Below are 13,718 nucleotides of genomic sequence, written 5' to 3' on the forward strand. Positions count from 1 at the left end.
AGACCAAAATGCGTAAATGGAAAATAGCTTTGGGAACGGCCGTCGCCCTGGGAGCGATCTCGGTGGCAAGCGTCCACTTCCTCGACATGGGCAATCTCAGCCTCAATGCCGGCACGGCGGCAGCGACGGCAGCACCTGCGGCATTCGTCATGCCGGTGCCGGTGACGAGCGTGGTCAAGAAGACGATCCCGATCTACCTTGACTACGCCGCCCGCATCGAGGCGATCCGCAGCGTCACCTTGCAGGCCCGCGTGCCCGGCTATCTGCAGGAGCAGACGGCTAAGGACGGCGCGGATGTGCGCCAGGGTGATCTGCTCTACAAGATCTCGCCTGACGACTTCAAGGCGGCTCTCGACCAGGCCAAGGCCGAAGTGCAGCGCGACCAGGCGAGCCTCGACTATGCGCGCTCCAATCTCGGCCGCGGCTCCGAACTCGCCAAGAGCGGCTATCTGGCCAAGGATGGGTTCGACCAGCGTACGAGCACCTTGCGCCAGGCCGAAGCGTCGCTTGCCGTCAACCAGGCGGCGGTGCGCACGGCCGAGCTCAATTTGAGCTACGCCGAAATCCACGCTCCGTTTGCCGGCCGCGTCGGCCGCAACCAGGCTTCGGTCGGCACGCTGGTCAGCGTCGCCGGTACGGTGCTGAACACGCTGGTGCAGCTCGACCCGATCTACGTCACCTTCAATCCGAGCGAGACGGACCTGGCCGAAATCGAACGGGCCGGGGCCGCCGGCCCGATCGAGGTCGAGGTGCTGCTGCCCGGCGAGACCGAAGCCAGCCAGAAGGGCGAACTCACCTTCATCGACAACACGGTCGACCACTCGACCGGCACGATTACGGCGCGCGCCACCATCGGCAATGCGAAGTTCTCGCTGCTGCCGGGCCAGTATGTCCGCGTGCGGCTGCACATCAAGCAGCTGCCCGACGCGCTGATGGTGCCGCAGGTGGCGCTGGGTTCGAGCCAGCTCGGCAAATATGTCTATGTCGTCGGCAAGGGCAACACGGTCGACCAGCGCATCGTCTCGCTTGGCGCGACCAGCGGCGACCTTGTGGCGGTCCTCAGCGGCGTTGCCGAAGGCGACCAGGTGATAACGGGCAATCTGCAGAAGATCGGACCAGGAATGCCGATCTCGCCGTTGCCCCAGGAGAAACCGGCCAGCTGATAACCCCCATCAGCCCCGGTCCTGCGGCGCCTTCGGCTTCCACGCCGAGGGCGCCGTTTTTTTATGGAGCGCCGCACGCCGTTTTTGGAGTAACCGCAAGGCACAAGAATCCGGAACAGACATATTGTAGGATTGTCGACAATCTGCTTGTCTGTTTCCGGCTCTCACTGGAGTGACGGAATGGCCAAGCTGGACTTCAATCCGATCGCGGATACGACACGCCGAGCCGAGATCGTCGCGCTGTTGCGGCGGGCGATCCTGACCGGCCAGCTGGAACCCGGCCAAAAGCTCAACGAGCTGAGGATCGCCGAGCAGATGCGGGTCAGCCGTGCGCCGTTGCGCGAGGCGATGCGCGAGCTGGTGCAGGAAGGCATCCTGACCAGCATTCCCTATGCCGGCACCTTCGTCATCGATGTCACCGCCAAAGACATCGACGACGCCTATTCGCTGAACAAGGTGCTCGATGAATTCGCCATCGAGCGGACATGGAAGCTGCGCGACCAGCGCTTCTTCGACGAACTCGACCGCCGCCACGAGGCGGTGAAGCAGGCAACGCGCGCGCGCGACACCACCCGCCAGATCGAGACCGCGCTGCAATTGCACGGGCTGATCTATGAATGGGCCGACAATTCGGTGCTGCTGGAAACCTGGCAGCGGCTGACCAGTCGGCTGCAGATGTATTTTGCCCTGCACCAGCGGGCCCGCAACGAGCCGGTGCCGGCCGAAGATCTCCACGAGAGCTATGTGCGGCTCTTGAAGGGCGCCGACATGCGCGCTGCCCAGCGCCATGCGCGCGAGCATATCGACCTCGATTTCGAAGAGCTGCTTGCCTATGCGCGTGGCCTCGAGCAGCGGAACATCGAAGGGCTGACCCTCCTCAACACCTAGAGACAATGGACAGACAAGTGCAGATCAAATCCATCAAGGCCTATCGCGTCGTGCAGCCCTTCGTGGACGGGCCTTACCTCATGTCCAAGGGGCGTGTGGCCGACTGTTTCGACGCGGTGATCGTCGCCATCACCTCCGACAGCGGCGTAACCGGCTGGGGCGAGATGGCGCCGCTCGGCAATTTCTATTCGGCCGCCTTTCCGGCGGGAACGCGCGCGGGCGTGGTCGAGATCGCGCCGCACCTGATCGGCCAGGACCCGCGTGGCCTCGCCGGCATCGGCCGATTGATGGATACGGTGTTCAAGGGCCATCCCTATATCAAGTCGGCGCTCGACATGGCCTGCTGGGATCTGGCCGCCCGCGCCGCCGACGTGCCGCTGGTGACCATGCTTGGCGGCCGCGAGAGCGACATGGCGGAGACCTACCGCGTCGTCACCCACGGCACGCTCGACCAGATGGCGGCACTGGCCAAAAGGATCATCGCCGAAGGCTGCCGCCGGCTGCAGGTCAAGGTTGGCGGCAATGTGCATGAAGACATCGAGCGGGTGAGCGCAGTCGCTTCGGCCGTGCCGAAAGGCACGGTGATTTTCTGCGACGCCAATGCCGGCTGGACACCCTACCAGGCGCGGCAGTTCGCCGATGCAACGCGCGGCATCGACTACACGTTCGAGCAGCCCTGCACAACGATCGAGGAGAACATGTCGGTGCGCCGCATGCTCGACAAGCCGATGGTGCTGGACGAGAGCGTCATCTCGCTCGAGGCGATGCTGGAAATCCATCGCCTGGGCGCCGCCGACGGGCTGACGCTGAAGATCTCGCGGCTTGGCGGCGTAACCAGGACAAGGCAGATCCGCGACGTCGCCGTCGATCTCGGTTTCATGATCACCGTCGAGGATACGGGCGGCGCCGAGATCGACACGGCGGCGATGGCACATCTGTCGCTGTCGACGCCGGAAGAACGCCGGCTGCACGCCATCGCCTTCCATGAGTGGGTGACGGTGCGCACGGCCTCCAACGCGCCACCGGTCACCGGCAGCCACATGGGCATTCCCGACGGGCCCGGCCTCGGCGTCGATGTCGTGCCCGATCTGCTCGGCAAGCCTTTCCTTGAGATCGGCTGAGATCAAGCCCAGCATGAAGCTGTCACCCCACGAATCCTCCGTGGGAGATTTGGCCCTGCAGCCATTCTCCGATTTGCGGGTTGAAATATTTTTCAAATGGAAATAGGAATGTTCAAAATGATGATTTGACGCTGCGGCGCGTCATGCCTGGAGGAAGCGATATGGCCCATCCGCAATTTGCAGCGGAACTTCTGCAGCGCGCTGAAGCCCAAGGGCCTATCACCATCGGACTCGCCGGCGCCGGGCAGATGGGCACCGACATCGTCGTCCAGGTGGCGCTGATGCCGGGCATGCGGATCGGTGCCATTTCCGAGGTGCGCCCGCAAGCGGCGATCGATGCCGCACTGCTCGCCGGCCATGACCGCTCCGACATCGTCCAGGCTGCGAACGCCTCTGCCATCGACCGCGCCATCGAGGCCGGCAAGATCGCTGTCACCGAAGATCTGCATGCGCTGGCCGCGGCCGGCCGCATTGATGTCATCATCGACGCGACAGGCAATCCCAACATCGGCACGCTGTTTGCGCTCGAAGTGATGAAGAACGGCAAGCACATCGTCATGCTCAACGTCGAGGCGGACATTACGATCGGCCGCTTCCTCAAGGAGGAAGCGCGCAAGGCCGGCGTGGTCTACACCGGTGCGGCCGGCGACGAACCCGCCTGCACGCTGGAGATCATCGGCTTCGCCAAGAGCCTCGGCTTCAACATCATCGCCGCCGGCAAGGGCAAGAACAACCCGCTGAAGATCGACGCCATGCCCGCCGACTACGAGAAGGAAGCGGCCGAGCGCAATATGAATGCGCGCATGCTGGTCGAGTTCGTCGACGGTTCCAAGACGGCGATCGAGATGGTGGCGATTGCCAACGCCACCGGGCTGGTGCCCGACGTGCCGGGCATGCACGGCCCGACGGCGACGCTGGAGGAACTGGCCAGCGTGCTTTGCCCGCGCGAGGATGGCGGCGTGCTGCACCGCAAGGGCGTGGTCGACTATTCCATCGGCAAGGGCGTGGCGCCCGGCGTGTTCTGCATCATCGAAACGAGGCATCCGCGCGTGCTGGAGCGCATGGTCGACCTCAAGGTCGGCAAGGGCCCCTATTTCACGATCTACCGTCCCTATCACCTGACAAGCCTTGAAGTGCCACTGTCGGCGGCGCGCGCCGTGGTCTACAAACGCGCCGACATGGAGCCGCTCGACCACCCGGTGGCCGAAGCGGTGGCGGTGGCCAAGAGCGATCTCGGCGCGGGCCAATCGCTCGGCATGATCGGCGAGAACGACTATCGCGGCTTCGCCATGACCTGGGAGGACGCCCGCGCCAAGGGCGCGCTGCCGCTCGGGATCGCCGAACGCGCCAAGGTGGTCAAGCCGGTCAAGACAGGCGACTTCCTTACCTATGAAAATTGTGTACCCGACGATTCGATGGTGATAACGCAGATCCGCCGCCGTCTAGACCAGTCGGATGGACAGTTTGTGACCAACGCCGCCTGAACCTTCGGGATCTCCCTGTGATGGACGATGTCGTTATCGGGATCGATGCCTCGACGACGGCGGTGAAGGCGATCGCCTTCACCGGCGACGGCGCGGAGCTGTTCCAGGCGCGCGAGGCCTATCCGCTGGCCAATCCTAAGCCCGGCCATTTCGAGCAGGATGCCGAACATTGGTGGGCAGCCCTTATCAGTGCGCTGAAGCAGGTTGCCGACAAGGTCGGCGCCGCGCGCGTGGCGGCAATTGCCATAGCCCATCAGCGCGAGACCTTCACCCTGATCGATCAGGCCGGCACGCCGCTCATCCCGGCGATCCTGTGGCTTGACGAGCGCGCCCGGCCTCAAGTCGCCAAGCTGTCGGCCGAGCTTGGCCGCGAGACGATCCGCGATTGGAGCGGCAAGCCGCCGGATCCGACGCCGGCGCTCTATGCCATAGCCTGGCTGGCGGAACACCAGCCGCAGGTGCTGGCCAACGCCGCCGCCCTGGTCGATGTTCATGGCTTCTTCGTTCACCGGCTGACCGCACGGCTGGTAACCAGCACGGCAAGTGCCGACCCGCTCGGCTTGCTCGATGTTGCGACAGGCGAATGGCACCCTGAGCTTGTCGCGGCTGCAGGGCTGCAGCCACGGCAGTTGCCGGCGCTGATCGGCCCAGGCGAAATCTGCGGCGGCCTTGCCGAAAGCATTGCCCAGCTGACTGGCCTCAAAGCGGGCACGCCAATTGTCGCCGGCGCCGGCGATGGCCAGGCCATGGGTCTCGGCATGGGCGTCTATGGTGCCGGCAAGAGCTATCTCTCGCTCGGCTCCGGCGTCGTCAGCGGCTGCTATTCCGGCACGGTCACCACATCGGACGCGTTTCGCACGCTGGTCTCGCCGACCGGCTCCGGCTTCATGCTGGAAACCGTGCTGCGCTCGGGCATGCAACTGGTCGACTGGATCGTGCGCACCACCGGCGCGTCTTCCGCGGCAGAACTGGAGAAGGGTGCGGTCGATGTTGCGGCCGGCGGCGACGGTCTTTTGGTCATGCCCTATTGGGCCGGCGTCATGAGCCCCTATTGGGATGGCGCGGCGCGCGGCGCCGTTGTTGGCCTGTCGCTCGACCATGAGCCCAGGCATCTCTTCCGCGCCACGCTGGAAGGCATCGCTTTGGAGCAGGCCATCGCCAGCGAGGCGATGGAGGCCGAAAGCGGCGGCAAGCCGGGAGAGATGATTGCCGCCGGCGGCGGCACCAATTCGGCGCTGCTGATGAAGATCATGGCCAGCGTGCTGGAGCGGCCGCTGTTCGTGTCGCCGGTCAACGAGGCGGCGGCCCTTGGCGCGGCGATGCTGGCGGCTTCGGCGATCGGCTGGTTCGCCTCGGCGGAAGACGCCGCCAAGGCAATGGCGGCGGCGCCGGCCAGGCGTGTCGATCCGGATATGACGCTGGTGCCGGCTTACCGGGCGCGCAAGTCGATCTACCGCGACCTCTATCACGCGACACGCGACATCCACGCGCGACTCGGTGCGATCTGAGTTCAAGCGCAGCTTGCCTGCGTGAGGCTCCCATGCCCAACCTGCCCAGCTTGGGATTTTGCGTCCTGCCCGGCCAATGCTAGACTCATCGGGCTCATGAAAGCAGTATTTCATCTTGCCGCCCTGCCCTGGATTGTCGCGCTTGCGGCAGCTCCAATGACGGCGCGTGCGCAGGACGAGCCGCCCTTTGAGGTCACGCTCGACATGGACAATGACGGCCGGATGGATCGGGCCGCGATCGCGGCGGATTCCGACACCGGGCTGGCGGATCTCTCGATCTATCTGGCTGCCGGCGAAGGAAAGCTCGATCCTTCGCGCAAGCCTGATTTTGTCAAAAAGGCGCTGACGCAGGACCGTATTCTCGGGTTCGAAAGCAAGGGCAAGGGATCGCTTGTCGTCACCTCGTGCTTCGGCTGCGGCGCCAACAAATCATGGGATGCGACGCTGACCATCGTCTGGCGCGGCGGTAAATTCCTTGTCGCCGGCTACAGTCGCGACTGGGACTGGAATGTGCAGAAAGCCGACGGCTCGGTCGAGACGACGCTGGGCGGCTGCGACATCAATTTTCTCACCGGCAAAGGCACCGCTTCAAAGGACCTGGACGACGGCAAACCGGTCGCGGGAAAATTCGTGCCGATCGCACTGGCCGACTGGTCGGACGACAGTCGTCCGGAGCCCTGCGAATTCTGACCGAGGCCGACAGCGCTCAACGGTTGAGTAGGCCTTTGGCCGCATCCTCATCGGTAATGAGCACCGAAATCCTGGTGTTGGCGAGCGCCGCACGCATGACGGCGACCTTCTCCTGACCGCCTGACACCAGGATGATGCTCGGAATATCGGACAGATCCTGCAGCGGATAGGCGCAGACGCGGCGGTTGACCTCATGGTCGACAGGGTGGCCCTCGGCGTCGATGAAATGGCACAAGAGGTCGCCGACCGCGCCGGCCGCCTGCAATTCCTCGAGTTCGCTCGGTTTGATGAAGCCGTAATTGGCGATCGGGCTGTCCTTGGAAAACGAGCCGACGCTGAGCACGGCGATGTTGGCGCGGCGCGCGCGGAAGACGACATCCTGAACGCTGCGCTGGCTCATGAAGGCATCGCGCTGTTCCGGCTTGTCGGCATAGACCGGCACCGGCAGCAGGAAACATTCAGCGCCGATCTTTTCGGCGAACTCCCAGGCGCTTTCGGTCGGGTTGAGCGGCTGCGCGTGGGTAAGGCCGCCGAGCATCGAGACGACCGTCGTCCTGGCAATCGGCCGCCTCGGCAATTCGTTGATGGCGAATTTCAGCGTCCGGCCCCAGCCCAGCGCAATGACGTCGCCGGCATTGACGTTGTCGGCGAGATAGGCGGCAGCCGCGTGGCCGATCATCAGCGGCGCGTTGCTGCGGTCGGCGGCCGACGGCACCACGACCGCCTGGCTTAGCCCAAAGCGCTGCTTCAGGCTCTCCTCGAGCTGCACGCATTCGACGACACTGTCGCGAATGCGGAACTGCACGATGCCCTCCTCTCGCGCAGCGGAGAGAATGCGGTGCACCTTGATGCGGCCGACGCCGAGGATCTCGGAAATGCGCTCTTGCGTCAGACCTTCGACATAGTAATGCCAGGCGGCCCGGGCCTTGAGCTCGGCATCGGGGAAGCGCGAGGCCTTCTCGTTTTCGACGGTCGCCATCTTTTGCCCTCCCGCGGCAGATTTCGGAAATCTTTCCGCAAGCGCCGCCCCCTGGCCTTCCCTAGGACAAACCGCCCTGTGGCGCAAACCACCGCCGAATGGCGCAACGGCTCTTGACAATTTTCTAATGAACAGTTTAGCTGAACAAAATTGCATATCAAAGATAAATTGTTCACAGGGAGGTGCCTGGTGAACAAGAGCGGACGGCAGGCCATCGTCGTTTCGCTGACGGAGGAGACGAAGTGGCCGTGAGTAATGATGCAAGCGAGTCGAAGGCTGGCGAGTTGAAAGCCGCGCCCGGCACTCAAGGTGCGACGGCCGCGAAGCTTTCGGCGCTGTTTGCCGGAACCATGGGGCCGCTGATCGGGCTGCTGCTGCTTTGCCTGGCGCTGACGCTGACCACCGACACGTTCCTCACCGTGCGCAACATCCTCAACGTACTTGACCAGATCACGGTGCTCGGCATCATGGCAATCGGGATGACGCTGGTGATCCTGATCGGCGGCATCGATCTCTCGGTCGGCTCGGTGCTGGCGCTGGCCGCCATGGTGATGGGCTTTGTCTCCCACCCCGACTATCTCAATCTCGGCCTTGCGGCCGGCGTCGTCGCAGCACTGGTCGTCGCCGGCCTTTGCGGACTGGTGTCCGGCCTGCTGGTGACCGTCACCCGGCTGCCGCCGTTCATCGCGACGCTGGCGATGATGTCGGTGGCGCGCGGTCTTGCCAATATGATCACCGACGGTTCGCAGATTGTCGGCTTTCCCGACTGGTTCACCAGCCTGTCGATCATCCGCCATTTCGGCTTCCTGTCGGTCACAGTCGGGGTGATGATGGTGCTGGCGATCGTCTTCGCCATCTTCCTCAACTACCGCGCCACCGGCCGCAGCCTTTACGCCATCGGCGGCAGCGCCGAGGTGGCGCGGCTCTCCGGCATTCCGGTGAAGTCACTGACCAACTGGGTCTACGCCATCTGCGCCGTACTTGCGGGTCTTGCCGGCATCGTGCTCGCCGCGCGGCTGGATTCGGTGCAGCCGAGTTCCGGCCTCGGCTATGAGCTCGACACCATCGCGGCGGTGGTGATCGGCGGCGCCAGCCTGTCGGGCGGCATCGGCTCGATCGGCGGCACCGCGGTCGGCGTACTCATCATCGGCGTGCTGCGCAACGGGCTCAATCTGCTCGGCGTCTCGCCCTTCATCCAGCAGGTGGTGATCGGCGTGGTGATCGCGCTGGCGGTCGCCAGCGATACCTGGCGGCGCAGGGCGCGATAGAGAACGGGGCACAATTGAGAATTCGCCCGGAGCGTCCGGGCGATAGACGGATCGGTCGATCCGAAACTGGGATGTTCCAAGGGGCGCGATGCGCTGGCGGGACAGTTTGACTATCAACGGAGGAAAAACATGCTGACCAAACGTTCACTGCTGCTCGCCGCTGCCGCCATCATTCCTATGCTCGGGCTGACCGACATGGCCTCGGCCAAGGAGGCCAAGAAACTCGGCCTCGCCGTGGCCAATTTGCAGGCCGACTTCTTCAACCAGATCAAGCAGTCGGTCGAAGCCTACGGCAAGGAGAAGGGCATCGAGATCGTCACCGTCGACGCCAAGGGCGATTCAGCGACCCAGGTCAGCCAGGTGCAGGATCTGATCACGCAGAACATCGACGCGCTGATCTACATTCCGGCCGGCGCCACAGCCGCCACCGTGCCGACCAAGACCGCCAAGGCTGCCGGCATCCCGGTCGTCAATGTCGACCGCAACGCCGACGGCGCGCCCGGCGACACCTTCATCGCCACCAACAGTGTCGCCTCGGCGCAGGCGGTGTGCGACTACATCGCCAAGCAGGCCGGCGGCAAAGGCGAACTGATCATCATCCACGGCCAGAAGGGCACCACGCCGGAAGTGGATCGCTCGAAGGGCTGCGGCGAAGCGCTCAAGGCCTATCCCGATATCAAGGTGGTCGGCGAATTGTGGAGCGAAGGCTGGCACCAGGACGAAGGCTTCAAGCTGACGCAGGACCTTTTGCAGTCGCATCCCGATGTCTCCATCGTCATCGGCCAGGCCGATGCGCTGGCGCTGGGTGCGGCACAGGCGGTCAAGGTCGCCAATCCCGGCCACAAGGTCTGGGTTGCCGGCTTCGATGGCGACGTGGCCGCGCTCAAGGCGCTGAAGGACGGCGTGTTCGACGTCACCGCGACGCAGCAGACGCAAGGCATGGGCCGGCTCGCCGTCGATGCGGCGATCAAGCTGGTGGCGGGCGAGAGCGTTCCGGCCGAACAGCTGCAGGATGCGACGCTGACCACCAAGGACAATGTCGAGCAGTTCATCGCCAAGCATCCGTAACGACCGGCACCGCTTAAGAGAGCGCCACGATGTCTCCTGATCCTCGCCACAGCGAAAGCCCGCACAACGGGCTCTTCGTCAACGGCCTTTGCAAGAGCTACGGACCGGTCCAGGTCCTGGCCGATGCAAGCTTTGAGGTGCGGCCGGGCGAGGTTGTGGCGCTGCTCGGCGAAAACGGCGCCGGCAAGTCGACGGTGTCCAATATCATCGCCGGCTCGACCCGGCCCGACGCGGGCACCATCATCTGGCGGGGGAAACCTTATTCCCCCGCCTCGCCTGCCGCGGCAATCGATGCCGGTGTGGGCATGATCCATCAGGAACTGAAGCTGCTGCCGGATCTGTCGGTGGCGGAAAACGTCTATGTCGGGCGCCTGCCGATGCGCGGCGGCCGCATCGACCGCGCAGCAATGAACGCCAATGCCTCGGCGCAGTTGAAGCGGCTTGGCCTCGACGTCTCGCCCGAGCGCAAGGTGGGCACGCTGCGCATCGCCGCCCAGCAGCAGGTCGAGATCGCCAAGGCGCTGACGCTGAATGCCGAATTGCTGATCTTCGACGAACCGACCGCAGCGCTTGGCGGCGAGGAAACGGAGCTTTTGTTCCAGCAGATCCGCAAGCTCAAGGCGGAAGGCATGTCCTTCATCTATATCAGCCATCGTCTCGACGAGATCGCGCAGATTGCCGACCGCGTGGTGGTGATGCGCGACGGACGCATCGTCGCCCGCCACGAGCGCGCCGATATTCCCGTGCGCACAGTGGTGGAGCAGATGGTCGGCCGCTCGGTCGAGCGGATGTTCCCGCATCTGTCGCCACCGCGCGAGGAGACGCTGCTCGAGGTCGACAACCTGTCCTCGCCGGAGAAGAGCTTCAACAACGTTTCCTTCTCGGTCAAAGCAGGCGAGATCCTCGGCATTGCCGGGTTGATCGGCGCCGGCCGCACCGAACTGGTGCGGGCGATCGCCGGCGCCGATCCGATCTCGTCGGGCTCGGTGCGCGTTGCCGGCAAACCGGTGCATCTCAGCGGGCCAGCGGCAGCCATCAAGGCCGGCGTCGTGCTGGTGCCGGAAGACCGAAAGGCGCAAGGCGTCGTTCTCGACCAGACCATCGGCGAGAATTTGGCGTTCGGCAATTTCGACCATGTCGCGCCGAAAGGCTGGGTGTTTCCGAAAGCGGTGCAGAAATTCGCCGAAGCCGGCATCGCAAGGCTCGGGGTCAAGGGCAAACCTGGCCAGGCGGTCAGCAAGCTTTCCGGCGGCAACCAGCAGAAGGTGATCATCGCCAAATGGGTGTCGCGACCGCCGAAGGTGTTCATCCTCGATGAGCCGACGCGCGGCATCGATGTCGGTGCGCGTGCGGCGATCTACGACGTGATCGCCGACCTCGCCCGCTCCGGCATGGCGGTGGTGGTGGTCAGCTCCGACCTCGAGGAGGTGCTGGGCCTGTCACACCGGGTGCTGGTGCTGAGCCGCGGCCGCCAGCGCGGCATTCTCGACCGCAGCGAGGCGAGCAATGTCGCGGTGATGGAACTCGCCACGAGCTGAGGACAGGAGTCGGAACAAAGCGCAGCAGGTGGTATCCTCCCAAGGACCGGACCGCGCGGGGCGCCAGCAAAGACTGGCGCCCCTTCACTTCAGGAGGGGGAACAACATGAAACTATTCGATCTCAGCGGCGACGTAGCGCTGGTAACAGGCGCCGGCAGCGGCATTGGCCAGGCCATTGCCATCGGACTCGCCGAAGCCGGCGCCGACATAGCCTGTTTCGGCCATGCCTCGAAAGGCGGGCTGGATGAGACCGCGCACAGGATCGCCGCGCTTGGCCGCAAGGCGGTGGTGCTGACCGGGACGGTGACGTCGGAGGCCGACCTGGCGACCGCAGTCGAGCGCACGGAAAAGGAGCTCGGCGCGCTGACCATCGCCGTCAACAATGCCGGCATTGCAGGAGCCGAGGCCGCCGAGACGCTGTCGCTGGAGAAGTGGCAGAAAATCTACGACGTCAATGTCAGCGGCGTGTTCCTGTCCTGCCAGGCCGAAGCGCGCGCCATGCTGACGCGGCGCAAGGGCTCGATCATCAACATCGCCTCGATGTCGGGCTCGATCGTCAATCGCGGCCTGACCCAGGCGCATTACAATTCGTCGAAGGCGGCGGTCATCCACATGTCGAAAAGCCTCGCAATGGAATGGGCCGATCGCGGCCTGCGCGTCAATGTGGTGAGCCCAGGCTACACGCTGACGCCGATGAACAAGCGGCCGGAGGTCGCCGAACAGATCAAGATCTTCGAACGCGACACGCCCATGGGGCGCATGGCGACGCCGGAAGAAATGGTCGGCCCGACCGTGTTCCTGGCCAGCCGCGCCGCGAGTTACGTCACCGGCATCGACCTGATCGTCGATGGCGGCTTTGTCTGCTGGTAGGAGAAGAAAAGTGCAGAAGCGTTTTGAAGGCAAGACTGCGGTCATCACCGGCGCGAGCGGCGGCATCGGCGCGGCGATGGCGAAGCGCTTCGCCGAGGAAGGTGCCGCGATCGTGGTCAGCGCCATCGATACCCGCGTCGAGGACGTCGCCGCCGGCCTTAAAGCGGGGGGCGCCAAGGTCGCGTCGATGCGCATGGACGTGACCAAGAAGGATGAGGTTACAGCGCTTTACGATCTCGCCGAGAAGGAATTCGGCCGTGTCGACATTTCGGTGCAGAATGCCGGCGTCATCACCATCGCCCGGATCGAGGCGATGACCGAGGCCGAGTGGGACAAGGTGATGGCCGTCAACACCAAGGGCGTGTTCCTGTGCTGCCAGGAAGCGATCGCGCGCATTCGCAAGCATGGCGATGGCGGCCGGCTGATCAACACGGCATCGGGCCAGGCGCGGCAGGGTTTCATCTACACGCCGCACTATGCGGCGTCGAAGTTCGGCGTCGTCGGCATTACCCAGAGCCTGGCCAAGGAAGTGGCCAAGGAAAAGATCACCGTCAACGCCATCTGCCCCGGCATCATCGACACGGACATGTGGGCCTATAATGACGCCGCCTGGGGCAAGCTGATGGGTGACTACAAGCCCGGCGAGCTGATGGCCGAATGGGTGAAGAACATCCCGATGGGGCGCGCCGGCAGCGGCGAGGACGTGTCCGGCCTGGTCAGCTTTCTCGCCAGCGACGACGCCACCTACATCACCGGCCAAACCATCAATGTCGATGGCGGCCTGATCATGTCGTGAACGTCAGCTCTGGCGGTTGGCAATCGACCAGTCTGAAATTCCGCAGTGCACAGGGCATCAGCCGTTGCGCCGCATGAACGTTGGTATATATAATTTCATCTCATGAAACGGCCTTGGCGGGGATGGGGCTCGCCGGCCGAGACCATGGGACCTTGATGGCTCGCACGTCTGAGAGCGCCGCTGGAGCGGCGATCGATCTGTTGACGATTGCTCACGCAGCAATCCATCCGATGCCATGACGCGGGCCCGCCCGGCATCACATAAACACCAAGTCGAGCAACCATTTCGCCTGCGCAAGTTGCGGCCGCGGCAATGGCATGGTGCGAACGAACTTGCGCAACGAC

12 protein-coding genes are annotated in these 13,718 nt (G+C 64.3%); 11 read left to right on the forward strand and 1 reads right to left on the reverse strand.

The genetic code is table 11. From position 1 onward, the window contains the following. Nucleotides 1-8: 8 nt before the first annotated feature. The 6 genes from ACYG9Y_RS18945 (at nt 9) to ACYG9Y_RS18970 (ending at nt 6,854) form a co-directional block, all read left to right on the forward strand. Nucleotides 9-1,163 carry an efflux RND transporter periplasmic adaptor subunit gene (locus tag ACYG9Y_RS18945; protein WP_023738445.1) on the forward strand — a complete coding sequence of 385 codons (1,155 nt, stop codon included), beginning with the start codon at nt 9-11 and terminating at the stop codon, nt 1,161-1,163. A 180-nt stretch (nt 1,164-1,343) separates the two neighbouring features. Beyond that, nucleotides 1,344-2,051 (forward strand): GntR family transcriptional regulator, encoded by a 708-nt coding sequence (locus ACYG9Y_RS18950; RefSeq protein ID WP_023738444.1) that lies wholly within the window; start codon nt 1,344-1,346, stop codon nt 2,049-2,051. 17 nt (nt 2,052-2,068) lie between these two features. Then, the gene (locus ACYG9Y_RS18955) at nt 2,069-3,172 is read left to right on the forward strand and encodes a mandelate racemase/muconate lactonizing enzyme family protein (protein ID WP_023738443.1); all 1,104 of its coding nucleotides are present in this window, start codon (nt 2,069-2,071) and stop codon (nt 3,170-3,172) included. Between the two features lie 161 nt (nt 3,173-3,333). Continuing rightward, nucleotides 3,334-4,656, forward strand: coding sequence for an NAD(P)H-dependent oxidoreductase (locus ACYG9Y_RS18960; protein WP_023668524.1), 1,323 nt, complete (start codon nt 3,334-3,336; stop codon nt 4,654-4,656). Between the two features lie 20 nt (nt 4,657-4,676). Then, nucleotides 4,677-6,164, forward strand: a complete 1,488-nt coding sequence (locus tag ACYG9Y_RS18965; protein WP_023696611.1) for a xylulokinase — start codon at nt 4,677-4,679, stop codon at nt 6,162-6,164. A gap of 96 nt (nt 6,165-6,260) precedes the next feature. Beyond that, nucleotides 6,261-6,854, forward strand: a complete 594-nt coding sequence (locus ACYG9Y_RS18970) for a hypothetical protein (RefSeq protein WP_156929750.1) — start codon at nt 6,261-6,263, stop codon at nt 6,852-6,854. Nucleotides 6,855-6,870: 16 nt separating this feature from the next. Here ACYG9Y_RS18970 and ACYG9Y_RS18975 read toward each other — a convergent pair whose 3' ends face one another. Next, nucleotides 6,871-7,833, reverse strand: a complete 963-nt coding sequence (locus tag ACYG9Y_RS18975) for a sugar-binding transcriptional regulator (RefSeq protein WP_023668527.1) — start codon at nt 7,831-7,833, stop codon at nt 6,871-6,873. Nucleotides 7,834-8,117: 284 nt separating this feature from the next. Here ACYG9Y_RS18975 and ACYG9Y_RS18980 point away from each other — a divergent pair, with 284 nt between their 5' ends. From ACYG9Y_RS18980 to ACYG9Y_RS19000, 5 genes are all read left to right on the forward strand, one after another. After that, on the forward strand, nt 8,118-9,101 hold the full coding sequence (locus ACYG9Y_RS18980; RefSeq protein WP_050587411.1) for an ABC transporter permease: 984 nt from the start codon (nt 8,118-8,120) through the stop codon (nt 9,099-9,101). 129 nt (nt 9,102-9,230) lie between these two features. Next, nucleotides 9,231-10,169 carry a sugar ABC transporter substrate-binding protein gene (locus tag ACYG9Y_RS18985; RefSeq protein WP_023668529.1) on the forward strand — a complete coding sequence of 313 codons (939 nt, stop codon included), beginning with the start codon at nt 9,231-9,233 and terminating at the stop codon, nt 10,167-10,169. Between the two features lie 29 nt (nt 10,170-10,198). Then, nucleotides 10,199-11,707 carry a sugar ABC transporter ATP-binding protein gene (locus ACYG9Y_RS18990; protein ID WP_023687072.1) on the forward strand — a complete coding sequence of 503 codons (1,509 nt, stop codon included), beginning with the start codon at nt 10,199-10,201 and terminating at the stop codon, nt 11,705-11,707. A gap of 106 nt (nt 11,708-11,813) precedes the next feature. Next, nucleotides 11,814-12,578: an SDR family oxidoreductase gene (locus ACYG9Y_RS18995; RefSeq protein WP_023684416.1), complete on the forward strand. Its 765-nt coding sequence runs from the start codon at nt 11,814-11,816 to the stop codon at nt 12,576-12,578. Continuing rightward, nucleotides 12,556-13,374 carry an SDR family oxidoreductase gene (locus ACYG9Y_RS19000; protein WP_050593112.1) on the forward strand — a complete coding sequence of 273 codons (819 nt, stop codon included), beginning with the start codon at nt 12,556-12,558 and terminating at the stop codon, nt 13,372-13,374. The genes ACYG9Y_RS18995 and ACYG9Y_RS19000 overlap by 23 nt, the downstream gene beginning before the upstream one ends. The last annotated feature ends 344 nt before the right edge of the window (nt 13,375-13,718 follow it).

The sequence above is a fragment of the Mesorhizobium sp. W050 genome (assembly GCF_054719535.1).